General features: G+C 63.8%; 18 protein-coding genes and 2 tRNA genes. 13 read left to right on the top strand and 7 right to left on the bottom strand.

Going from position 1 to position 23,807, the window contains the following annotated elements; genetic code table 11:
• Nucleotides 1–60 precede the first annotated feature (60 nt).
• A complete protein-coding gene (gene putA / locus JQK88_RS12205) occupies nucleotides 61–3,669 on the bottom strand; it encodes a bifunctional proline dehydrogenase/L-glutamate gamma-semialdehyde dehydrogenase PutA (RefSeq protein WP_203278426.1) in 3,609 nt (1,202 codons plus the stop codon).
• Nucleotides 3,670–3,833: 164 nt separating this feature from the next.
• On the opposite strand from putA, the gene JQK88_RS12210 reads away from it, so the two are divergent.
• Nucleotides 3,834–4,286, top strand: coding sequence for an Lrp/AsnC family transcriptional regulator (locus JQK88_RS12210; RefSeq protein ID WP_112565348.1), 453 nt, complete (start codon nucleotides 3,834–3,836; stop codon nucleotides 4,284–4,286).
• 1 nt (nucleotide 4,287) lies between these two features.
• Here the strand turns inward: JQK88_RS12210 and JQK88_RS12215 are convergent, their stop codons facing one another.
• Nucleotides 4,288–5,487, bottom strand: coding sequence for a cytochrome-c peroxidase (locus tag JQK88_RS12215; protein WP_203278427.1), 1,200 nt, complete (start codon nucleotides 5,485–5,487; stop codon nucleotides 4,288–4,290).
• 4 nt (nucleotides 5,488–5,491) lie between these two features.
• The gene (locus JQK88_RS12220) at nucleotides 5,492–5,935 is read right to left on the bottom strand and encodes a FixH family protein (RefSeq protein WP_203278428.1); all 444 of its coding nucleotides are present in this window, start codon (nucleotides 5,933–5,935) and stop codon (nucleotides 5,492–5,494) included.
• 156 nt (nucleotides 5,936–6,091) lie between these two features.
• On the opposite strand from JQK88_RS12220, the gene JQK88_RS12225 reads away from it, so the two are divergent.
• Nucleotides 6,092–7,012 carry a sugar kinase gene (locus JQK88_RS12225; RefSeq protein ID WP_203278429.1) on the top strand — a complete coding sequence of 307 codons (921 nt, stop codon included), beginning with the start codon at nucleotides 6,092–6,094 and terminating at the stop codon, nucleotides 7,010–7,012.
• Between the two features lie 7 nt (nucleotides 7,013–7,019).
• Here JQK88_RS12225 and JQK88_RS12230 read toward each other — a convergent pair whose 3' ends face one another.
• The 3 genes from JQK88_RS12230 to JQK88_RS12240 form a co-directional block, all read right to left on the bottom strand.
• On the bottom strand, nucleotides 7,020–8,045 hold the full coding sequence (locus JQK88_RS12230; protein ID WP_192257688.1) for an aldose epimerase family protein: 1,026 nt from the start codon (nucleotides 8,043–8,045) through the stop codon (nucleotides 7,020–7,022).
• Between the two features lie 187 nt (nucleotides 8,046–8,232).
• Nucleotides 8,233–9,690, bottom strand: a complete 1,458-nt coding sequence (locus tag JQK88_RS12235; protein WP_203278430.1) for an NAD-dependent succinate-semialdehyde dehydrogenase — start codon at nucleotides 9,688–9,690, stop codon at nucleotides 8,233–8,235.
• A 194-nt stretch (nucleotides 9,691–9,884) separates the two neighbouring features.
• A complete protein-coding gene (locus JQK88_RS12240) occupies nucleotides 9,885–10,832 on the bottom strand; it encodes an AEC family transporter (protein ID WP_203278431.1) in 948 nt (315 codons plus the stop codon).
• A 110-nt stretch (nucleotides 10,833–10,942) separates the two neighbouring features.
• Between JQK88_RS12240 and JQK88_RS12245 the strand changes: the two genes are divergently transcribed.
• From JQK88_RS12245 to JQK88_RS12290, 10 genes are all read left to right on the top strand, one after another.
• Complete coding sequence (locus JQK88_RS12245) at nucleotides 10,943–13,957, top strand: caspase family protein (protein ID WP_203278432.1); 3,015 nt, start codon at nucleotides 10,943–10,945, stop codon at nucleotides 13,955–13,957.
• 204 nt (nucleotides 13,958–14,161) lie between these two features.
• A complete protein-coding gene (locus JQK88_RS12250) occupies nucleotides 14,162–14,707 on the top strand; it encodes a histidine phosphatase family protein (RefSeq protein WP_192257444.1) in 546 nt (181 codons plus the stop codon).
• Nucleotides 14,708–14,923: 216 nt separating this feature from the next.
• A tRNA-OTHER gene (locus JQK88_RS12255) sits at nucleotides 14,924–14,997 on the top strand.
• 2 nt (nucleotides 14,998–14,999) lie between these two features.
• A tRNA-Asn gene (locus JQK88_RS12260) sits at nucleotides 15,000–15,069 on the top strand.
• A gap of 360 nt (nucleotides 15,070–15,429) precedes the next feature.
• A complete protein-coding gene (locus JQK88_RS12265; protein ID WP_203278433.1) occupies nucleotides 15,430–16,575 on the top strand; it encodes a slipin family protein in 1,146 nt (381 codons plus the stop codon).
• Between the two features lie 172 nt (nucleotides 16,576–16,747).
• On the top strand, nucleotides 16,748–17,029 hold the full coding sequence (locus JQK88_RS12270) for an acyl carrier protein (protein WP_006335407.1): 282 nt from the start codon (nucleotides 16,748–16,750) through the stop codon (nucleotides 17,027–17,029).
• A gap of 56 nt (nucleotides 17,030–17,085) precedes the next feature.
• A complete protein-coding gene (locus JQK88_RS12275; RefSeq protein WP_192257447.1) occupies nucleotides 17,086–18,276 on the top strand; it encodes a beta-ketoacyl-ACP synthase in 1,191 nt (396 codons plus the stop codon).
• A gap of 42 nt (nucleotides 18,277–18,318) precedes the next feature.
• Nucleotides 18,319–19,590: a beta-ketoacyl-ACP synthase gene (locus JQK88_RS12280; RefSeq protein WP_192257449.1), complete on the top strand. Its 1,272-nt coding sequence runs from the start codon at nucleotides 18,319–18,321 to the stop codon at nucleotides 19,588–19,590.
• A gap of 37 nt (nucleotides 19,591–19,627) precedes the next feature.
• Nucleotides 19,628–20,656 (top strand): zinc-binding dehydrogenase, encoded by a 1,029-nt coding sequence (locus JQK88_RS12285; protein ID WP_203278434.1) that lies wholly within the window; start codon nucleotides 19,628–19,630, stop codon nucleotides 20,654–20,656.
• Between the two features lie 5 nt (nucleotides 20,657–20,661).
• Nucleotides 20,662–21,660 carry a lipid A biosynthesis lauroyl acyltransferase gene (locus JQK88_RS12290; RefSeq protein ID WP_203278515.1) on the top strand — a complete coding sequence of 333 codons (999 nt, stop codon included), beginning with the start codon at nucleotides 20,662–20,664 and terminating at the stop codon, nucleotides 21,658–21,660.
• Between the two features lie 99 nt (nucleotides 21,661–21,759).
• Here JQK88_RS12290 and JQK88_RS12295 read toward each other — a convergent pair whose 3' ends face one another.
• Nucleotides 21,760–22,191 (bottom strand): L,D-transpeptidase, encoded by a 432-nt coding sequence (locus JQK88_RS12295; protein ID WP_192257454.1) that lies wholly within the window; start codon nucleotides 22,189–22,191, stop codon nucleotides 21,760–21,762.
• Nucleotides 22,192–22,414: 223 nt separating this feature from the next.
• On the opposite strand from JQK88_RS12295, the gene JQK88_RS12300 reads away from it, so the two are divergent.
• The gene (locus JQK88_RS12300; protein ID WP_192257456.1) at nucleotides 22,415–23,695 is read left to right on the top strand and encodes an acetylornithine deacetylase/succinyl-diaminopimelate desuccinylase family protein; all 1,281 of its coding nucleotides are present in this window, start codon (nucleotides 22,415–22,417) and stop codon (nucleotides 23,693–23,695) included.
• Nucleotides 23,696–23,807: the final 112 nt, after the last annotated feature.

A 23,807-nucleotide genomic window follows, 5' to 3' on the forward strand; every position in this document is an offset into this window, starting at 1 on the left:
ATTCTCTATCAGCGCATATCCTTGCAACCAGACACAGGCAAGCGAGCCGCGAAAAGTTCCCTACGCCGCGGCGAGCAGGCTGGCATTGCCGCCGGCCGCCGTGGTGTCGACGCAGACGGCGCGTTCATGCGCATAGGCCGCCGGGTTGAGCACTTCGCTGACAAGCGGCACGATCGGGCCGCTCCGGTTGGCGATGATCTTGCGCACGATGCGGGCTGCTTCCGGCTTGCCCGAGAAGGCGACAACATCGACGCGCAGCGAACGCGCCTCGACCGGGTCGGGCCGGCCATCTATGGCTGCCAACGGCAGCCCCTTGCCGGTCAACGCGGAGAGGGCTGCCGGCGCGCCGGGCGCCACGGCCAGCACCGCATTGCCGGCGGCAAGCGCCTGGATCGTCTGGGCAAGCAGCGTGTCGGCGTCCGGCCCGAGGCACAGCACCCGGCCGCGCGGCGACAGCGACAGCGTGTTGGCCTCGCCGGTCGGCCCGGGCAGGTCGACCTGGCCGAAATCGATTGCAGCGGCAGCGCCGATCGCCGCTGCGCCCTTGCCGCGCAGATGTTTTCTCAAAATGGCGATGCGGTCCGGCCGCGTCGACCAGCCGCCAAGCGTCGGATCAGGCAGGTTGTCGGCGAGCTCGGTCGCCGTCACCTTGTGGCCCTCCGCAATCTCGGTGCCGGCCTCCGGCGCCTTGCGGAACCGCCGGAGATAATGCGGACCGCCGGCCTTCGGCCCGGTGCCTGAAAGCCCCTCGCCGCCAAAGGGCTGCGAACCGACGACCGCGCCGATCTGGTTGCGGTTGACATAGATGTTGCCGGCATGGATGCCGTCGACGAAATGCTGGGCGCGGCCCTCGATGCGGGTGTGCAGGCCGAAGGTCAGGCCATAGCCCTTGCGGTTGATGGCGGCGATAACGGCGTCGATCCCGTCGGCGTCGAAGCTGGCGACATGCAGCACCGGGCCGAACACCTCGCGCTCCATCTCCTCGATGCCTTTGACCCGGAACACATGCGGCGCGACGAAGCGGCCATCTTTCGGTGCTTCGAGCTTGGCGATCAGCCGGCCCTGCAGGCCCATCGTGGTGCAATACTCGCGGATCGAAGCCTGCGCCTCATCGTCGATGACCGGACCGACATCGGTCGAAATAGCCCAAGGATCGCCGATGGTGAGCGCCTCCATGGCGCCCGTCAGCATCTCCAGCATCTTCTTCTCGACGTCCTTCTGCACATAGAGCACGCGCAGCGCCGAGCAGCGCTGGCCGGCACTCTGGAAGGCAGACGCCAGGATGTCGCGCACCGCCTGTTCGGGGAGTGCCGTGGAATCGACGATCATGGCGTTGAGGCCGCCGGTCTCGGCGATCAGCATGGCATCAGGCGCTGCCGTCTCGGCCAACTGCTTTTCGATCAGCTTGGCGACCTCGGTCGAGCCGGTGAAGCAGACGCCGGCAATGCGCGGATCCGCAGTCAGCGGTCCGCCGACCGACGGGCCATCGCCGGGCAGAAGCTGGATGACATCCTCCGGCACGCCGGCCTCACGCAACAGTTCGACGGCGCGGAAGGCGATCAGCGGCGTCTGTTCGGCCGGCTTGGCGATGACCGAATTGCCGGTGACGAGCGCGGCGGCGATCTGGCCGGTGAAGATGGCGAGCGGGAAGTTCCATGGCGAGATGCAGACGATGGCGCCGCGCGCCTCGGTGCCCGCTTCATTGTTCGCCGCTTCGGCAGCGTAGTAGCGCAGGAAGTCGACGGCTTCGCGCACTTCGGCGACGCCGTCGGCCAGCGACTTGCCGGCCTCGCGGGTGGCGAGCGCGAAGAACTCGACGGCATTGGCCTCATAGAGATCGGCGGCGCGGTTGAGGATCGCGGCGCGTTCAGCGACTGGGCGCTTCGCCCAGGCAGGCTGCGCCTCCACCGCAAAGCGCACGGCCGTCGCGACCTGCTTGCCGGCGGCTTCGCTGACCGTGCCGACGACCTCGTCGGGCTTCGCCGGATTGACCACCGGACGCTGCTTGCCGTAGCCGGCCGCACGCGTGATCGGCTTGGCATGCCAGCGCTCGGGCCCGGCGAAGGCCGCCTTGGCCTTGTCGATCGCCGCCAGCGTCACCGGATCGGTGATGTCGAACCCCTTCGAGTTGCGCCGCCCGGCGCCGAAGATCGTCGCCGGACGAGCGATCGCCGGATTGGCTGCCGGCCCCTGGCTCTCGACCGTCTCGAGCGGATCACGCGCAATATCCTCCGGCTCGACATCCTCGTCCGTCAGTTGGTGGACGAAGGATGAGTTGGCGCCGTTCTCCAGCAGCCGGCGCACCAGATAGGCGAGCAGATCGGAATGCGCGCCGACCGGCGCATAGATGCGGCAGCGCGTGCCTTCGGCCTGGCGCACCGTCTCATGCAGCGCCTCGCCCATGCCGTGCAGGCGCTGGAACTCGAAGGCGTCGCGATTGTCGGCCATCGACAGGATGGCGGCGACGGTATGCGCATTGTGGGTGGCGAATTGCGGATAGATGCGGTCGGTCATGCCAAGCAGTTTCTTGGCGCAGGCCATATAGGAAACGTCGGTATTGGCCTTGCGGGTGAAGACGGGGTAGCCGGAAAGCCCGAGCGTCTGGGCCCGCTTGATCTCGGTGTCCCAATAAGCGCCCTTGACCAGCCGCACCATGATGTTGCGGTCGTACTTTTTCGCCAGCGCATAGAGCCAGTCGATGGTGAAGGCCGCGCGTGGCCCATAGGCCTGGACGACGACGCCAAAGCCGTTCCAGCCGGCAAGCTCCGGCTCGGCCAGCACGCGCTCGATGACATCCAGCGACAGATCCAGCCGGTCGGCTTCCTCGGCGTCGATGTTGAGGCCCATGCGCGAATGGCGTGCGGCCAGCGCCAGCGACAGCAGCCGCTCAGCCATGACAGGCAGCATCTTTTCCTTCTGCGCCTCTTCATAGCGCGGATGCAGCGCCGACAGCTTGACCGAGATGCCATGGTTCTGCCGGATATCCGGACCGTTGGAACCGGAATCGAGCGAGGAAATGGCGTCGGCATAGGCCTTGAGATAGCGCAGCGCGTCGGCCTCGGTGCGGGCCGCCTCGCCCAGCATATCGAAGGAATAGAGATAGCCTTTCTGGATCATCGGACGGCCGCGCTTGATCGCCTCGGCAATGGTGCGGCCGAGCACGAACTGCTCGCCCATTTCGCGCATGGCGGCGGCGACCGCCTTGCGGATGACCGGCTCGCCCAGCCTTCGCACCATCGAGCGCAGCGTGCCTTCGATGCCGCCTTCGCCCTCGTCGAGCACGCGGCCGGTCAGCATCAGCGCCCAGGTCGAGGCATTGACGAAGATCGAACTCGAACCGCCCGAATGCGCCGACCAGTCATGCGGCGCGATCTTGTCGGCGATGAGATCGTCCATGGTCTCGGTGTCGGGCACGCGCAGCAGCGCCTCGGCCAGGCACATCAGCGCCACGCCTTCCTTGGTGGAGAGGCCGTAGGCCGAGAGAAAAACCTCCATCAGCCGCGGGTCGGACGAGCCGCGCACCGCCCGCACCAGATCGGCGGCACGAGCCGAGATCGCATCGCGGGCTTCGGTGGAAAGCCCCGTTGCTTCGGCAAGCCTCTTCACCGCCGCGTCTTCGTCGGGCAGGTAGTTGGCGCGGATCTGCTGGCGGATGGTGTCGAGCGGCATGGCGGTCCTGCGGAGCGAGCATCTGGGAGCGGGCCGGCGGTCGCCGGACCGAATGGCTCAAGCTAGCACAGAGACGTATTTTCAACCGGTCCAAAGAAATCGACATTGCAGGCCGAATGAACTATCATTGTGTTCACTTCCTCATCAATTGGACTGCAATATCAGTGACAGAAGACCAATTGGACCGCATCGATAAAAACATCCTGTCGTCTCTGGCGCGCGACGGGCGGCTGTCCATGTCGGAACTGGCCGGCAAGGTCGGCCTATCGAAGACGCCGGTACAGGCGCGGGTAAAGCGCTTGGAAAAGGACGGCTACATCAGAGGCTACCAGGCGATCATCGACCGCGAGCGCATGGGCGAAGGCCATGTCGCCTTCGTCCAGGTCAAACTGTCGGATACGCGCTCGGCCGCCCTCGACGCTTTCAACCGCGCGGTGCAGGCCGTGCCGGAAATCGAGCAGTGCCACATGATGGCGTCGAGCTTTGACTATCTGCTGAAGGTCCGCACCACCGACATCGCCGCCTACCGCCGCGTGCTCGGCGAGCGCATCTCGGCGCTCCCGCACGTCGCCCAGACCTCGACCTTCGTGGCAATGGAGACGGTGAAGGACCGCTGACTCACTCCGACAGCGTCTTCAAGAATGCCACCAGCGCAGCGCGTTCACGGTCCGACAGCTGCAGCGGGTGCACCTCGGAGGTGCCCTCGACAGCAGCGGGTGCCGCCGAATAATGCGCCACCACCTCCTCCAGCGAGGAGAACTGGCCGGCATGCATATAGGGCGGCCGCGTCGCTGCGCCCCGCAGCGACGGCGTCTTGTAGGCGCGCATCAGTTCGGGCGCGTCCTTGACCATGAAGCGCAGTTCGCCGCAGGCGCCGGCGTCACCATCGCGGAACGCGCCGAAGCAGTTGAACGGATCAGCTTCAACCTGCGCCACTGCATCGAAGCGGCCGCGATCCAGCGGTAAGTCCTTCACCGGTGGCACGCCGGTGTTGTGGAAACTGTTGTCGGTGAAGCGCGGCCCGTTATGGCAGGTCACGCAATTGGCCTTGCCGATGAACAATTTCAGCCCGAGCATTTCCTCCGGCGAAAAGGCATCGTCGGCTTTCGGCTTGGCGCCGGAGGCCAGGTCGATGGCGAAACGGTCGAAGCGCGTCTGCGCCGGTTCGATCGACCGTTCGAAGGCGGCGATCGCCTTGCCGATATTGGAAAAGACGCGGTTGACATCGTCCATCTGGGCCGCAGTCATCGCCTTCCACGCCGCCTGCTCGGCCTCATTGCCGAGCGGACTGGCATTGGCCGGCACGGTGGAAAGGTCAGGCAGCGGCCCAAAGATCCGCTCGTAGCGCTCGCCGAACCGCTTCTGGATGTAATGCGCGAAGGCGGCGCGGTTTCCCGCCTGCTCGAGCGGGTTTTCCAGCGGCGTCAGCGCCTGCGCCCACAGGCTGTCGCGCCGTCCGTCCCAGAAGAACCACGGATTGCGCGCCACCCCGGCCAGCGGCATCGAGCGCCTATTGGTGCGGCCGACGCCGACGGCCTGCGGCAGGTCGTCCTGGAACTGCCGGTCGATCTTGTGACAGGTCGAGCACGACACGTTGCCGTCATGGCTCATGCCCTGGTCGAAAAACAGAGTGGAGCCCAAAGCCGCTGCGGCCGGCACGTCAGCGAAGCGGTTGGTGGTGTCGGGCTTCAGCACCGGCAAGGCGTTCAGCGCCAGCGAAGCGATGGTCTTCTTTTCGGCATCGGAAAAATCCGGCTTGCCGCAGCCGGCAACCAGCAAAACCGCCACCAGTGCCAGAAGACGCGACAGGCGGCTCATCGGGTCACAGCACCACGTTGAAGACGACCGTGTCGGAACCGGCAGCGGCCGAAATGGCGAAGCGCAACTGCCACACGCCGCTCATGGTGAATTTCAACCCCTCGATTCGGTAGCGCCCCTCGCCCAGATAATCGGTCGCCTGCGGACTGGTCGGCAGGCCGTGATTGTGCTGCGGCATGCCGCCGGAGACCGAGATCGCCGCACCTTCCACGGGATCGCCTTTGACCGTCTTCAAGGTGAGCAGCCAGGATTGCAGCTCGCCTTGTTTGATAACGCCCCGCTCCGGCTGGAAACTTGCGACAAACAGGCCATTCGCCGTCTTCTTCGAGCGCGAAACATCCGTGCCCGGCGCCGACTGCGGCGCGGTCAGATAGACGATCGCCAGTATGCCAGCCAGCAAGGCGGCCAGACCAAGGCCCGCAAGAAGATAACGCCATATCGATGCCAAACCGGTTCCTCTTCCAAACATAACGTCCCGGGAAGCAATTCGCGTCCCGCCGCTTCTGTGGGAAAACGCTTCTGGCGCAAAAATCCGTCGCCGCCAAGCATGGCGCTGCCGGCTGCAAAAAGCTACAGGACCGAAACCAAACCCCGAGGGAGAATTATGGCAGCAGACGGCATCGCTTCGATCGGTGAATGCATGCTCGAACTGTCCGGCCAGACCGGGCCCAACTGGCGCATGGGCTTTGCCGGCGACACGTTCAACACGCTATGGGCACTGCATGCGCTGAGCGGCGAGAGGCCCGCCACTTACGTCTCTGCCTTCGGCGACGATCCGTTCTCGCAGGGTCAGATTTCCTTTTTCGCAGAAAACGGCATCGGCATCGGCGCCAGCCCGGTCATCCCGGGTGCCCGGCCCGGCCTTTACGCCATCACCTTGACCGGCGCCGAACGCGCCTTCACCTATTGGCGCGGCGACGCGGCGGCCAGGCGGCTTGCCTCGGACCCGGTCGCCCTGGCAAAAAGCCTTGAAAACCAGGCGCTTGTGTATTTTTCCGGAATCACTTTGGCAATTCTCAACGCCGCCGCGCGCAAGACGTTGCTGGCAGCGGTGGCCAAGGCGCGCGCTGCCGGTTCGCTGGTCGCCTTCGACCCCAACTACCGGCCGCGCCTCTGGCAGAGTCGCGAAGAGGCGCAAGCTGCGATCCTCGATGCGCTTGCCGTCACCGATATCGCGCTGCCGACCTTCCCCGACGAGCAGATGCTGTTTGGCGACGCCGCGCCGCAAGCGACCGCAGCGCGGTTTGGAAAACTGGTCGGCGAAGTCGTCGTCAAGAATGGCGAGGAGCCGGCGCTGATCGCCACTGGCGGAACCCTGCAGCCGGTCCCGGCCCAGCATGTCGCCACCCCCGTCGACACCACCGGCGCCGGCGATTCCTTCAATGGCGGCTATCTCGCCGCCCGGCTTGCCGGCCATGCGCCGGCAGAGGCCGTGCAGCGTGCGCATCGCGTCGCCGCCGCTGTCGTGCAGGTGCGCGGTGCGCTGGCGCCGTTCGAAACGCTGAAAACCGCTTTCAACAGCTGAGGAAATCTCAGGGTAAGCGGAAACGATACTCCGTGACCTGATGATAGATTTGTCCCGGCCACAGCGTGGCCTGCGGGAAATAGGGCCGGTTCGGCGCGTCGGGCCAGGCCTGTGCTTCGAGGCAAAAGCCGGAAAACGCCTTGTAGCGCCGCCCGCCCAGGCCGCCCGAGGTCGGCGTGACATATTGGCCGGTGTAAAGCTGCAGGCCGGGCTCGGTGGTCCAGACCTCCATCTCGACGCCTGAATTGGCGCCTTGCGCCCACGCCACCTGGTGAAGCGGACCACGGCTGGACGCCAGGCAGAAATTGACATCGTAGGGGAGCTGCTCGCCTTCCGTTTCCATGCGCAGCGGCCGCGCCTGGCGGAAGTCAAACGGGGTATCGTCTACAGGCTTGACCACGCCGGTCGGGATCATCTCGCCATCAACCGGCGTGTAGGCGCCGGCATTCAGCATCAGCCGGTGGTCGAGAATGTCACTGCTGCCGCCATCGTCGAGATTGAAGTACGAATGCTGCGCCAGATTGCACAGCGTTGGCTCCTCGCAGGTGGCGGTCAGCTCCATCGAGAGCGTGCCGGGGATCTTCAGCCGGTAGGTGCAGGTGACGTCGAGCGCGCCGGGGAAGCCCATCGTGCCGTCGGGATCGTGCAGCGTCAGCGTGACAAAATCCCTGCCGTGCAGCGAAACCGTCCATGGCCGATGGAAAAAGCCCCGCGAACCGCCATGCAGCGTGTGCTTGCCCAGGAAATTGCGTTCGGTCTGGTAGCGCTGGCCGGCGATGGTGAAGCGGCCGTCGCGGATGCGGTTGGCATAACGGCCGACGACCGCGCCGAAAAAGGCCCGGTCGGTCTCATAGGGTTCGAAGCGGTCATACCCCAGCACCAGCGGCGCGTCATGGCCGGCAAGCCGCAGATCCTGGATGATGGCGCCGAGCCCGATGATGTTGGCGCTGATGCCGCCGCCCCGGATGGTGAACCGGCGGACGGGTTCGCCCGCCTGCGTCGTGCCGAAGACCTCGCCGTCCTTCATCGCTATGCCCAAATGCTAATTCGTTGATCTGTCGACTTAGAGCAATTCCAGGAAAAGTGTGAAACGGTTTTCCGTCCGGAATTGCGAAAAACAATGAGATAGAGCGGTTCGGCGTTTCCGCTGAACCGCTCTAGGCCGGCTGAATGTCGTCTGGCAAGGGCAGGCGCATAGCCTGCCCCGCCTTTCTACGCTGTTAGAGGCCGAGGCCGCCAATGCAGACATATTTGGTGTCGAGATAATCCTCGATGCCCTGATGTCCGCCTTCCTTGCCGAGGCCCGATTCCTTGACACCGCCGAACGGCGCTTCCGGCGTGGTGATCAGGCCTTCATTGACGCCGACCATGCCGTATTTCAGACCTTCCATGACCCGGAAGGCGCGGCCGAGATCGCCGGTGTAGAAATAGGCGGCAAGGCCGAACTCTGTGTCGTTGGCGAGCGCGATGGCTTCTTCCTCGGTCTCGAACTTGAACACCGGGGCGATCGGGCCAAAAATCTCTTCCTTCATGAAGCGCATGTCAGGCTTCGCATTGGCGATGACAGTCGGCTGGAAGAACGAGCCGCCAAGCGCGTGGCGCTTGCCGCCGGCAACAACCTTGCCGCCCTTGGACGTGGCGTCGGCGATGAATTCCTCGACCTTCTCGACCGCCTTCACGTCGATCAGCGGTCCCTGCTGCACACCCTCTTCGAGGCCCGAGCCAACCTTCAGGCCATTGCTGGCTGCGGCCAGCTTCTCGACAAACTTGTCGTAGATGCCGGCCTGCACGAGGAAGCGGTTGGTGCAAACGCAGGTCTGGCCGGAATTGCGGTACTTCGCGGTTATCGCACCGGCAACGGCACGGTCGAGATCGGCATCGTCGAAGACCAGGAACGGCGCGTTGCCGCCGAGTTCCATCGACACTTTCTTGACGGTGACCGACGACTTCTGGATCAGGATCTTGCCGACCTCGGTCGAGCCGGTGAAAGTGATCTTCGATATCAGCGGGTTGGCGCAGATCTCATCGCCGATTTCGGCAGCCGAGCCGGTCAGGATGTTGACGACGCCCTTGGGGAAGCCGACTTCCTCGGCAAGCGCGCCCCAGGCGAGACCCGAGTAAGGCGTCTGCGAGGCCGGCTTGACGACGGCGGTGCAGCCGGCGGCAAGTGCGGGGCCGAGCTTGCGGGCAAGCATCGAGGACGGGAAATTCCACGGCGTGATGGCGGCGATGACGCCGACCGGCTCCTTGGTCACCAGGATGCGGCGATCGCCCCACGGCGACGGCACGACGTCGCCATAGGTGCGGCGGCCTTCCTCGGCGAACCACATGATGTAAGCAGCGGCCGAGCCGATCTCGCCCTTGGATTCGGCCAGCGATTTGCCCTGCTCGATGGTGAGCAGTTCGGCCAGCACGTCCTGATTATCCATCATCGCGTCATGCAGCTTGCGCAAGAGCTTCGAGCGTTCGAGCGCGGTGGTCTTGCGCCAGCTCTTGAAGGCTTCGGCGGCGGCTTCGATGGCGCGGCGGGTTTCCGCCTTGCCCGACTTCGGCACGGTGCCGATCTTGAGGCCGGTGGCCGGGTTGTTGACGTCGACCGTCCGGCCGCTGTCGGCCTGCACCCATTCGCCATTGATGAGATTGGCCTGGCGCATGAAATGGCTGGTTTTCTGAAGCATGGTCTAGCCTCCGTTCGGCGCACTGACGGGCCGGTTTCTGGATCTCTTCGACGAGCGTGCGCAAAGGCTGCGGAGCCGGCACGCTGAAGCCACTGCTCTTAACCTAGGGCAAGCCCCGCAAGCAATCGCAAGATGGCATATAGGGGTTGGGCCAGAGCAAGACGAGAGCCGTAACAGGCAAATTGCCGTGTGGCCTAACCGAAGACGTGAACCACCACCGTCAGCCAGAAGGTCGTCGTGAGAACGGCACAGGCGGTGGCGATGGTCATCTGGTTCGACGCCAGCGCCTGGCCGGTGTTGAACTGCACGGCGATCAGGTAGGAATTGACGCCGGATGGCATAGCGGCCACCATCACCGCCACCTTGGCCGTCAAGGGCGGCAGGCCGAGCAGCCAGACGAAGACCAGCACCAGCGCCGGCATCAGGAACAGTTTCAGCGCCGAAAGCACCAGCGCCGGCCGGACATTGCCCGAAATGCCGAAGCGGCGCAGGCTGAGCCCCATGGTCAGTGCCACCGGCGCCGCCGTAGCGGCCAGCGCATCGACCAGGCGCATGGCGACATCCGGCAGCGGTGCACCGGTGATGCGCCATGCAAGCCCCGCCAGAATCCCGATGATCAACGGATTCATGAACAGCCGCCTGAGGAAGCTACGCACAACGCGCAAGGGATGCACGGGTTCGCCGCTGCCGCGGCCGAACACTTCGAACAGCACGATCGAGGCCATCAGCATGGTCGGCAGATGCACGGAGACCAGCAGAGACAGCACCTCGAAGCCATCCGCACCGAATATGCCGAGGATAAAGGGCACGCCGAGCAGCACGACATTGGAAAACGCCGACGACACGCCGCCAACGACACCGGCACGAGAATCCCTGCCGAAGGCACGGGTGGTGACCAGATGGCCGGCGGCCCAGGTGATCGCGACGGCCGCGAAGTAAGCGCCCCATAGCGGCCATGGCGCGACACCATGGAAGTCGGACTTCACCATCGTCTGGAACAGCAGCAGCGGCATCGCCACGTTGACGGCGAACTCCGATATCCCTTCGCCGCTCGCCGGCCGGAGATAGCCGGTCCACCCGGCGATATAGCCGAGCGCGACAAGGCTGTAGACGAAGAGGACGGTTTCGGTGAGCGGCGACATTTCCCGAGGGATAAGCGAGCCATGCTCGCGGCGCAATCGCGCCCGAATTTGATCATCGTCGGCTGGCAAGCTTATAGAGGGTTTGGATCATTGGGCGGACGACACGACAAATGGCCTTTGTCGGCACCTCGAAAGGCAATCTTGTCCGGCGGTTGGCGGCTTTCGTCGCCATGCTGCTTTGCCTTGCCGTATCGGTGGCTCAGGCGGCCGAGACCAAAAGCCTCAAGGGCGTGGCGCTGATCATCGGCCAGTCGAAATACGACCATATCGCGGCCTTGGCCAATCCGGCCAACGATGCCCGCGACATGGCCAAGATGCTGACCGACCTCGGCTTCGACGCCCGCAACGTCACCGATCGTGATGCCGCCAAGCTGAAGCGCGACCTGGAGCGGTTTACCGAGGATGCCGAAGGCGCCGACGTCGCCTTCATCTACTATTCCGGCCATGGCATCGAGGCCGGCGGCGAGAATTATCTGGTGCCGGTCGACGCCGACGTCTCCTCGCTGAAAAATGCCGGTGAGGCACTGGTGCCGATTTCGGCCGTCATGGACGAGTTGAAGAAGACCGTGCCGGTGACGATCGTGCTGCTCGACGCCTGCCGCACCAATCCATTTCCGGCCGACGCGGTCGTGCGCCGGGCGCCGACGGCTTCCGCCGAGCCCATCGGCGCCGGCGGGCTGGAACCAGTGCGTGGCGCGAAGGCGCTCGGCAATGCAACGGCGGAGGATGCCAGCCTCGGCACGGTGGTCGGCTTTGCCGCGGAGCCGGGCCGCCCGGCGCTCGATGGCGCCGTAGGCCAAAACAGCCCCTATGCGGCGGCGCTTCTGCGTCACCTCACGGCGATGAAGGGTACCGAATTCGGCTCGGTCATGCGCATGGTGACCGAAGAGGTCTATCTCGATACCAAGGCGAAGCAGCGCCCCTGGGTCAGCGAGAGCCTGCGCCGTCTGCTCTATTTCGGCGTCGCGCCGCCGGAACCGACCGGCGATGATGGGCTGATCACTGGTGAGCGGCGGCAATTGCTGTTGACCATCTCCGACCTGCCCGACCCCAAGCGGGCGCAGGTGGAACTGGCCTCGCTGCAGGACGGCGTGCCGCTCGATGCGCTCTACGGCGTGCTCAGGGCGCTCGGCACGGAAAAGATCCCGGAAGACCCGAACGATCTTCAGAAGGTCCTGGACGGCCAGGCCGAGCGCCTGAAGAAGATGATGGCCGAGCGCGCGGCGCTGCGCACCGACGATCCCGAGATCAGCCGCCTGGTCGCGTCAGCCGACAAAGCCATCAACCAGGGTGCCATGGTGACGGCGCGCAAATTCCTCGATGACGCTGTCGGCCGGGTTGAGCAAAACAGCGGTGCGGTCGACGAGGCCGAGGATCTGGTCAGGCAAAAGCGCATCGCCGACGCCGCCATCTATGCCAAACGCGCCGACGCCGCCGCACTGGTCTTCGACTACAAATCCGCCGCCAACGACTATGCCAAGGCGTTCTCGCTGGTCGAGAAGTGGGACGACAAGCTGCGCTGGAACTACAAGAACCAGGAGGCCGAGGCGCTGAACGCTTATGGCTACGCCACGGGCGACCTCAATGCCCTGCAACAATCCATCGAGGCCTATCATGTCATTCTGAACTTCATCCCCAACGGTGAACAGAATCGCGATTGGGCAATCACTCGCAACAACATGGCAGTCGTGCTGCAAACCATCGGCGAACGCGAAACCGAGACCGCGCATCTGGAAGAAGCGGCGCAGATCTTTCGCGATTCGCTTGTCGTCTTCGAGCGCGAGAAAGATGATCGCAACTGGGCCGCTGCGCAGAACAACCTGGCCAATGTGCTGCTGAAGATAGGGGAACGCGAAAGCGACCCCAAGCGCCTGAACGATGCGGTGGCAGCAATGCGCGCCACGCTGGAGAAGCGCCCGCGCGACAAGCTGCCCTTGGACTGGGCATCTTCGCAGAACAATCTTGGCCTCGCCCTCTATGCACTCTCCGAACGCGAACCCGTCGGCGAGCATCTGAAGCAGGCCGAAGCCGCTTACCGGCTGGCGCTCGAGGAGTACACACGGCCCAAAACGCCGGTGGAATGGGCGATGGTCGAGAACAATCTCGGCAACACGCTGGTCACACTTGGAATCCAGCTCAACGACAAGGCCAAGATCAATGAGGCGGCCGACGCTTTCCGCGCCGCGCTGGAAGTGCGAACCCGGGAAACCTTTCCGGTGTCCTGGGCCACCAGTCGCCTCAATCTCGGAAATGCGCTGAGCGGTGTTGCCCGCTTCGACATGGGCACGGCTACGCTTGAAGAAGCAGCTTCCGCCTACGACGACGCGCTGACTGTGTTCACCCGCCAGCGCTTCCCGATGGACTGGGCCTCGGCGCAGAACAATCTCGGCTCGATCTACCAGACACTCGGCCAGCGCACGCGTGATGCGGCCAAGCTGGAACAGTCGGCGGCAGCCTTCCAGGCGGCACGGCAGGTCTATGTCAGGCGGAAGTTCCCGCAGGACTGGGCCATGAGTTACTACAATCTCGGCAACACGCTGCAGCTGCTGGGCGGCGTGACCGACAAGCCCGAACACTATAGCGATGCGGTCGACGCCTACGGCAATGCGTTGCGCGAGTACAAGCGCGAAACCAACCCGCGGCAATGGGCACTGGCCCAAGCCGGCCTGGGCTCGACGCTGCACTGGTTGAGCATGAGCAATGCCGATCCCAAGACCCTGCAGGATTCGATTGCGGCACGGCGGGCAGCGCTCGAAATACTCACCATCGAGGCAGCACCGGTTGACTGGGCCAATGCTCAAAATGGCATCGGTATGAGCCTGCTCAATCTCGGCAATCTCCAGCGGACCGACAAATATCTCAACGACGCCGAAGCGGCGTTCACGGCGACGCTGAAGGTGTTTACGCGCGAAAGTCAGCCGCTGCAGTGGGCCTTCGAGCAGAACAATCTTGGTGACGTCCACTGGAACCGCGCCAGCTATGGGGCGGGCAAGCCGGAATATCTCAAGGCGATCGAATTCTTCGAGAACGCCAAGCAGGGCTTTACTGAAGCCGGCTACACGATCCCCATCCCGCTCACCGACCAGAAGATCGATCTGGCGAAGAAGCAGATGGCGAAAAAATGAAATTGCGGACGCCAATGCATGTCGCCCAAAAGTGACCCCGGTTTTGGGACAACGACATGCATAAGAACAAAATCCAGAGCGCGTCGCGTGAATCCGTTTCGGGCGCGACGCGCTTGGGTCCGCCTTTCGCTTGTCTTTGTGCCGGCTTTCCGATCCCTATATGCGAATAACCGGGGCCGACATCGGGCTCTCGGAAGGTATCAGATGATTCGATTTGTGGCGCTATTTCTGCTTGTTCTCCCGGCCGCGGCCCATGCGACAGATGCCGGCTGGGCGCTTTTGCGTGACGGCGGCCATGTCGTGCTGCTTCGCCACGCGCTGGTCACCGGCACCACCGACCCGGCCAATTTCGACATCGACAACTGCGCAACGCAAGTCAATCTGTCGGCGCGCGGCAAGCAGCAGGCAAGCAAGATCGGCGCCTTGTTCGGCGCCCGCGCCGCGCCCATCGAGCGGGTGCTGTCCAGCCGCTACTGCCGCTGCCTCGATACCGCCCGTATCGCCTTCGAAGCCGAGCCGGAGCTTTTTGCACCGCTCGATCTGCTGAAGAGCGATCCGACCGAGAAGGCCGCGCAGCTCGCAGCGGTCATAAAGGAGATCCGTGCCTATTCCGGCTCCGACAATCTGGTCATGGTCACCCATCTCGAAAACATCGTCGCGCTGACCGGCGTCTCGCCGCGCGAAGGCGAAGCGGTGGTGGTCGAGCCGCAAGGTGACGGCCTGCGCGTGCTCGGTCGCGTCACTTTCTGACAAGGCCGCCATCCCTCGCACTGTTGCCGAAATACCACCGCCGAAAGAAGCCGCAAATTCGCCGCTACAATGCCGCTTGCGACAACCCGTCGCAGGGTCTATAGGCGCGCTCCCGGTCACGAAAACCGAAGCGAGCACAACGGTTGGAGCTTTCGTCTCCGCCCGTGCAGGCGGCTTTGTCGCCCTGTATACGGCGCCGTTTCGGGGATTGGGATCGCGGATGTAGCTCAGGGGGAGAGCGCCGGATTTGGGTCCGGAGGTCGCAGGTTCGAGTCCTGCTGTCTGCACCACGGATAGCTCAGTTTGGGTAGAGCATCAGACGGTTAATCTGATTGTCGAAGGTTCGAGTCCTTCTCCATTGGCCTGATAAGCCAACACCTTTGGGTGGTGTTATCCAAAAACGGTCCGGGGACCGGAATGCTGAAGACCTGACGAGCCGCCGAAGCCCATTAGGCCAAGGCCGGTTCGAACGGTCTGACGCCATCGGCTCGCGGCCAGGCCCGCGGTGACGATCAAGGCGCAGTGTCGCCGGCAAGGGAGGCTTCGGCTTGCCGAGCCCGCTTCGCTGCCTCGCGATCCGCTCCCGAAGGCCCGCCACGGATTGATGCCACCGGTCCCCGGATCATTCGTGCCGGGAACGACGAAGTGAAACGAGAAACGAAGGGAAGATCGACGCATGACGTGACGCCTCGCATGGGGCCATGCCCGACAGGAGTAAGACAATGACGACTATTCTCGACAAGGTTCTTGGACGCGAGCGCGTCCTCGTGAGGGAAAACGAACGTGCCCTCACCCTTTACAAGGGGGAGATCAAGGCTGTCCTGCTGCCGGGTGAGCATTCGCTCGCCAACCGGCGCGGCAACCTTGAGGTGTCGCGGCACGATCTGAAGAACCCGGAATTCGCTTCGGCGTACGAGAAGGCGTTGTTCGACAAGCTCCCGGATGTGGCCTCGCGTCATTTGACCGTGGTTCGCACCGGACGCACGGAGGTCGCCGTCATCGAGCGTGACGGCAATCTGCATGCTGCGCTGGCGCCGGACCGCAAGCTGGTGCTGTGGACGGATGCCGGCCCGTGGAAGGTGACGCTGGTCGACACCGCAGTCGATCTTGCCATCGATCCGGCGCTGATGCGCCGCCTCGGCCAAAGCAGGAAGACGGAATTGATGTCCGTCCATCCGGTCGTCGATGGCCAGGCCGGACTGCTGTTCGTCGACGGTGTGCTGGTGCGCACGTTGTCGGCGGGCGTGCATGCGTTCTGGAATGTCGGACGCATGGTGCAGGTGAAGGTCGTCGACCTCAAGCGCCAGTCGCTCGATGTCGCCGGGCAGGAAGTGCTGACCAAGGATCGGGTAACGATCCGGGTCAACATCGCCGCCGAATACCAGGTCGTCGACCCGGTCAAGGCGGTGAGCATGGTGAAGGACTTCTCCGAAGCCCTCTACCGCGCCCTGCAGTACGCCTTCCGCAAGACGCTTGGCGCGCTGACGCTCGACCAGATCCTCGAAAAGAAGGTGACGGTCGACGAGGAGGCGGCGGCCAAGGTCCGTGCCGACATGGCCGCGATCGGCGTCGAGGTCAGCGATATCTCGCTCAAGGATGTGATCCTGCCGGGCGAGATGCGCGAAATCCTCAACCAGGTGGTTTCGGCCGAAAAGCAGGCCGAGGCCAACGTCATCCGCCGCCGCGAAGAGACGAACGCCACGCGTTCGCTCCTCAACACAGCCAGGGTGATGGCCGAGAACCCGGTGATGCTGCGGTTGAAGGAGCTTGAGGCTCTGGAAACCATCGCCGGCAAGGTCGAGCGGCTGACCGTCCACAACGGAACGGGCGGACTGCTCAACGACATCGTCAAGCTCCGCGAGAGCTGACGTCACGTCAAATGGAAGGGCCGCCGGGTCAGCCGGCGGCCCTTCTTGCGCTTCTTGAGACCCCTCCCCATCTGCGCCCGGCGCATCAGGCCTTTTCCTGCCGGGAAAAACCGATTAGACAGCGCCCAAACCAGATGCGGACAGATTCCGCCCGCAACCGAAGGAAGAGCCCTTGTCCACCACGTTCGACAAAGTCGCCAAGATCATTGCCGACACCAGCGAGATCGATATCGACACCATCACCCCCGAGAGCCACACGATCGACGATCTCGGCATCGACAGCCTCGATTTCCTCGACATCGTCTTTGCCATCGACAAGGAATTCGGCATCAAGGTGCCGCTGGAAAAGTGGACCCAGGAAGTCAATGACGGCAAGGCCTCGACCGACGATTACTTCGTCATGAAGAACCTGTGCGCCAAGATCGACGCGCTGGTCGCCGCCAAGAACGCCTGATATCGGGCAAGCGCGCGGCCTTGACGGGCTGCGCCGCCTGACCCACAAAGCCGCTCATGAGCAGCCCCCGCGACGTCGTCATCACTGGCATTGGCCTTGTCTCCTCGCTTGGAGAAGGCCCTGACGCCCACTGGCAGAAGCTGGCGCAGCCTGGCCTGCAGCCAGTGCTCGAACCCGCGCGCTTTGCACCCTATACCGTGCATCCGCTGCCCGAGATCGACTGGAACCTGCAGATCGCCAAGCGCGGCGACCAGCGGCAGATGGAAACCTGGCAGCGGCTCGGCACCTATGCCGCCGGCCTGGCGCTGGACGATGCCGGCATCAAGGGCAATGACGAGCTCTGCACGACCATGGACATGGTTGTCGCCGCCGGCGGCGGCGAGCGCGACGAGGCGGTCGATGCCGCCATCCTCGCCGCTTCGGAAAGCCGCAACGACCGCGACGTGCTGCTCAACGAGAAGCTGACCACCGAATTGCGGCCGACGCTCTTCCTGGCGCAGCTTTCCAACCTGCTCGCCGGCAACATCTCCATCGTCCACAAGGTGACCGGATCGTCGAGGACCTTCATGGGCGAGGAAGGTGCCGGTGTCGCCGCCGTCGAGACGGCTGCCGCGCGTATCCGCTCGGGACAGTCGACGCATATTCTGGTCGGCGGCGCCTTCCAGACCGAACATTCCGACATGCTGCTCGGCTATGAACTGGCCGGCTATCTGCATCGCGGCCCGTGGAAGCCGGTCTGGCAAAGACAGGGTGCCGAGGGTGGCGGCCTGGTCTCCGGCTCCGGCGGCGCCTTCCTGGTGCTGGAACAGCGCGAACACGCGACAAGCCGTGGCCGCAAGATCTATGCCGAGCTCGGACCGGTCGTCTCCGGCCGCGCCCGGCGCTCGCGCGGCGAACTCGACGCCGAGATCGCGGCGTTGCTCAAACAGGCAGCACTCCCGAACGGTAAGCTGCTTGCCATGTCCGGCGCTTCCGGCGCGCATACGGCAACATCAGCCGAGAAGGCAGCACTCGATGCCAATCCGGCGATATCGGCGCGCGGTTTCGCGACGCTGACCGGGCATATGAAGGAAGCGCAGTTTCCGTTCGCTGTGGCGCTCGCCGCACTGGCTGTCGACCGCAAGGCCGCCTACCCCGTTTTCGACGCCGCGACCGAGAAGTCGTTCGAAGGCGTTCCGCAAACCGTGCTTGCAACGGCGATCGGCTATCACCAATTCGAGGGCATGGCGTTGGTCAACGCTGCTTGAAGCAGTGCTGCGCGATCATGCTGCAAAGTTAAGAGGTTCCGGATGGCCAATCTCAGAGATCACATGGGCAGGCCGATCGTCGCCGTCACCGGCATCGGCGTGGTGACCTCGCTCGGCGTCGGCAAGGCAGACAATTGGGCGGCGCTGACCTCCGGCAAATCGGGCATCCACCCGATCACTCGCTTTCCCGTCGACCACCTCAACACCCGCATCTCCGGCATGGTCGACTTCCTGGATTCGAGCTCTAAGGGCGCCAGCCTGCTGACTTACGAGTTGGCCGAAACCGCAGCAAATGAGGCCGTGGCCGAATCCGGCCTCGATTCCTCTGATTTCGGCGGGCCGCTCTTCCTTGCCTCGCCGCCGGTCGAGCTCGACTGGCATGATCGCTTCTCGCTCTACAATTCCGACAACAAGGACGCCGGCGCCGAGAGGCTGCTCAGGGTCGCGCGCGGCCTGAAGGAATTGGACATATTCGAAACAACACAGTTCGGCTCCATCGCCGACCGGCTGGCCGACCGGTTTGGCACGCGCGGCCTGCCGATCACGCTGTCGACCGCCTGCGCGTCGGGCGCCACGGCCATCCAGCTCGGCGTCGAGGCAATCCGCCGCGGCGAATGCGACCGGGCGCTGTCGATCGGTGCCGACGGCTCTGCAACCGCCGAGGCGCTGATCCGTTTCTCGCTGCTGTCGGCGCTGTCGACCCACAACGACATCCCGGAAAAGGCCTCAAAACCCTTCTCCAAGGATCGCGACGGGTTTGTGCTGGCCGAAGGCTCCGGTGCGCTGGTGCTGGAATCGCTTGAGGCTGCCCTCGCCCGTGGCGCCAGCGTCCTCGGCATCCTTCGTGGCTGTGGCGAAAAGGCCGACGATTTCCACCGCACCCGCTCCAAGCCCGATGGTTCGCCGGCGATTGCGGCGGTACGCGCCGCTTTGGCCGACGCCGGTTTGAGCGAGGACGAGATCGACTATGTCAACGCCCACGGCACCTCCACGCCGGAAAACGACAAGATGGAGCACCTGTCTTTGTCGACCGTATTCGGCGAACGGATCGGCTCAATGCCGATCTCGTCGAACAAGTCGATGATCGGTCACACGCTGTCGGCCGCCGGCGCGGTCGAAGCCGCGTTTTCGCTGATGACCATGCGTGAAAGCGTCATTCCGCCGACCATTAATTACGACAATCCCGACCCGGCGATCGTGCTCGACGTGGTGCCGAACAAGAAGCGCAATGCCGAAGTCGGCACGGTTTTGTCGAACTCCTTCGGCTTTGGCGGCCAGAACACCTGCCTTGTCATGGCGCGGGAACCGGTCTAAGCGAGCGCTTTCCGCTCAAACAGAACCGACAGGCCTTATGCGCGCACTGCAACTTATCGAGGACCGCCGTCTTGAAACGGTGGACCTGCCGCCCCCGCCGCCGCCCGCACTGGGCGAGGTTACGCTGCGCATCAAGGCGGTGGCGCTGAACCACATCGACGTCTGGGGCTGGCGCGGCATGGCCTTCGCCAAGCGCAAGCTGCCGCTGGTCGTCGGCGCCGAAGCCTCCGGCGAAGTCGAGGCCGTCGGTCCCGGCGTTTCCAGCCTGCTGCCCGGGCAATTGGTGTCGATCTATGGCGCCCGCACCTGCGGCCTCTGCCGTGCCTGTCGCGAAGGCCGCGACAATCTTTGCGAACATGTATCGGGCGTGCACGGCTTCCATCTCGACGGTTTTGCCCAGGAGAAGATCAACCTGCCGGCGCGCCTGCTGGTCCCTGCCCCGCCCGGCGTGACCGATGTCGGCGCCGCCGTCGCGCCCGTCACCTTCGGCACGGTCGAGCACATGCTTTTCGACAACGCGAAGCTGCAACCGGGCGAAACCATCCTGATCCATGCCGGCGGCTCCGGCATCGGCTCGGCGGCGATCCAGCTGGCCAAGCGCATGGGTTGCACCATCATCACCACGGTCGGCTCGAACGACAAGATCGACAAGGCCAAGGCGCTCGGCGCCGACCATGTTATCAACTACCGTGACGACCGTTTTGAGGGCGTTGTACGCAAGCTGACCAAGAAGAAGGGCGTCGATGTCGTCTTCGAACATGTCGGCGCCGACACCTTTGCCGCCTCGATGCTGTGCCTCAAACGCGGCGGCCGCCTGGTCACCTGCGGTTCGACCTCGGGCGTGTCGACGCAGATCAATCTGATGCAGCTCTTCCAGCAGCAGTTGAAGTTGCTGGGCTCCTTCGGCTGCCGCATGGAGAACATGGCCAACGCCATGCAGAAGATGGCGGCGGGACAGGTTGCGCCGGTCATCGACACCGAAGTCGGCTTCGACGGTATCGACGCCGCGCTGAAGCGCATGGAAGGCCGCGACGTGTTCGGCAAGATCATCCTGCGCCTTTCTTGAGCAAAATGGTCGGCAAGGTGTTCAAAAAAGCCCGCCGGGACTTCATGTTCCGCTATGGCCGAAGACTGCGCCAGATGGAGCACTGGCTGGTGGCGCGTGCGGCGATGACGATCATCTCGCTGCTGCGTCTGCTGCCGGCCGACAGCGCGCTCAATTTCGCCGACCGCGCCGCCCGCCGCATCGGCCCGCGGGTCGGACGCCACCGCGTCGCTGTCAACAATCTGCGTCTCGCCTACCCCGACAAGAGCGACGCCGAAATCGAGGCCATCGCCTCCGACATGTGGGGCAACATGGCCCGGCTTGCCGCCGAATACATCTTCCTCGATGCGCTGTTCGACTATGACCCGAACGCGACGACGCCCGGGCGCGTCGAAGTCGGTGGCGCCGATCACTTCAAGCACATCGCCACCGAGCAGAAGCCGCACATCCTGTTCACCGGCCATCTCGGCAATTTCGAGCTTTTGGCGGTGGCGGCCGCGACCTTCGGCATGCAGATCACGGCGCTGTTTCGCCCGCCCAACAACCCGTACCTCGCCGACTACATCCACTCGACCCGCCGTTCGAGCATGGGCGCTCTGTTGCCCTCCTCCACCGGCGCCTCCTTCGCGCTGGCGTCCATTCTCGAGAGTGGCGGCAATATCGGCGTTCTGGTCGACCAGAAATTCTCAAGCGGGCTGGAGACGACCTTCTTCGGCCGCCCGTGCCAGAGCAATCCGGTTCTGGGCATGCTTGCCCGTCACTATGATTGCGATGTCTATCCGGCGCGCTGCATCCGGTTGCCCGGCAACCGCTTCCGCCTCGAGATCGAGGACAAGCTGACCTTGCCGCGTAATGAAAGCGGCAGCGTCGATGTCCCCGCCACCACCCAACTGCTCGCCAACGTCGTCGAGCGCTGGGTTCGCGAGGACCCGGGACAGTGGATGTGGTTCCACAAGAGGTGGGAAATCTCAGGCCGGCGTCGCCGCCGGCGTGGACAGGCCAAAGCAATTCCAGGAAAAGTGTGAAACGGTTTTCCCGGGAAAAGCGCGTAGCGCTTTCCCTTGGGAATTGCGCCAAAAAAGAGTTCGACGCTGCCGGCCAGCGGCAGCGGCAATCTTAGGTCGTCAGTTCGTCACCACGATCCGGGTGTTGCCGAAGCCGACTTCCCGCACCATCGAATAGAAGGTCGCGGCATTTGCCGTGTGCAACCGCACGCAGCCATGCGAGGCCGGACGCCCAAGCTGCCTCACCGCATTGGTGCCATGGATGGCGTAGCCGCCATGGAAGAACACCGAATAAGGCATTGGCGACATGTGGTATTTCTTCGAATACCACATCCGCGCCGTCCGTTGCGGCCGATATGTGCCGGGCGGCGTGAAATAGCCGCGGCGCGCGGTCGACACGCTCCAGCGATAGAGCACCTGGCCGTACTGGCTGACGGTCATGGTCTGCGATGAGACGTCGATGCTGGCCACCAGCGAAGCAGCCTTGCTTTCGATGGATGTGCCGAGCAGGATTGCAGCAAAAGCTGCCGCCATGAGAACGATTTTAGTCATGAGATCAAACCCCTTTGATGCCCCTTGCCTGCTCTATGATCACGCGGTTTTTCACCTTTTTAACGGCAGGTGAGTGAAGTAACACACACTCCTTGATAAAATCGCCAATCTAAAGCAGCGAATTTGAACGATTTTCCCGCTATAGTTGCTGCTGCGATGCGTACTTTCCACGCCGATGGCGTGACGCTTGCAAAACCATCCCCTTGCCTGCTCAAATCCGGGAATGAACGAACGACTCCTTAAGGCGATCGACGACCGTTCAGATGAACTGGTCCAGCTTGCCGCCGACCTGATCCGCTTCCCGACCATCAACCCGCCGGGTGAAGCCTATCGCCCCTGCGCGGAATATATTGCTGCCCGGCTAAGCAAGCGCGGCTTCGAAACCGAATTTATCCGCGCCGAGGGCACGCCCGGCGATACCGACCGCTATCCGCGCGTCAATGTCGTCGCCCGCTTCGACGGCCGCTCGCCCGGCGCCTGCGTCCATTTCAACTCGCATATCGATGTCGTCGAAGCCGGCGAAGGCTGGAGTGTCGATCCCTTTGCCGGCGTGGTGAAGGACGGCAAGGTTTACGGGCGCGGCGCCTGCGACATGAAGGGGGGCCTTGCCGCGTCGATCATCGCGGCCGAGGCGTTCATGGAGGTTTTCCCCGATTTTCCCGGCGCCATCGAAATCTCGGGCACCGTCGACGAGGAGTCCGGCGGCTTCGGTGGCGTCGCCCACCTGGCCAAGCTCGGCTATTTCTCGAAACCGAAGGTCGACCACGTCATCATCCCGGAGCCGCTGAACAAGGATCGCATCTGCCTTGGCCATCGCGGTGTCTGGTGGGCAGAGATCGAGACCAAGGGCGAGATCGCGCATGGCTCGATGCCGTTCCTCGGCGACAATGCGGTGCGCCACATGGGCGCCGTGCTGCAGGCCTTCGAGGACGAACTGTTTCCGGCGCTCGACCGCAAGGTGACGCGCATGCCGGTCGTGCCCGAAGGCGCAAAGCGCTCGACCATGAACATAAACTCGATCCATGGCGGGCAGACCGAGGATTTCCGCCCCGGCCTGCCCTCGCCCAACGTGCCGGATGCTTGCCGGCTGACCATCGACCGCCGCTTCCTGCTCGAGGAAGACCTTGCCACGGTCAAAAGCGAAGTGACCGATATTCTCGACCGGCTGAAACGCGAGCGCAAAAAGTTCGACTACGAGATCCGCGACCTGATGGAGGTTCTGCCGCTGATGACCGAACGCGATGCGCCGGTGGTCAAGGCAGTGGCGCAAGGTATCATGGCGATCTTCGACCGCGAGCCGGATTATATTATTTCGCCAGGCACTTACGACCAGAAGCACATTGCCCGCATCGGCCACCTCTACGATTGCATCGCCTATGGTCCGGGCATTCTCGATCTCGCCCACCGGCCCGACGAATGGGTCGGTATCTCGGACATGGTGGAGTCCGCCAAAGTGATGGCGATCGGGCTCAATGTGCTGCTCAGAGGAACGGCTACCGGCTGATCCGTCGACATCAGCCGAAAAAACATTCCTCCCGGCGCCGCTGCAGAGCACGAAACGCAATTTACTCCACCTCGAAATCACGCTTCTATCCACCAGGGTTCGAGCATTTGGG

This window comes from Mesorhizobium caraganae (genome assembly GCF_016836705.1).
Lineage (GTDB): Bacteria > Pseudomonadota > Alphaproteobacteria > Rhizobiales > Rhizobiaceae > Mesorhizobium > Mesorhizobium caraganae.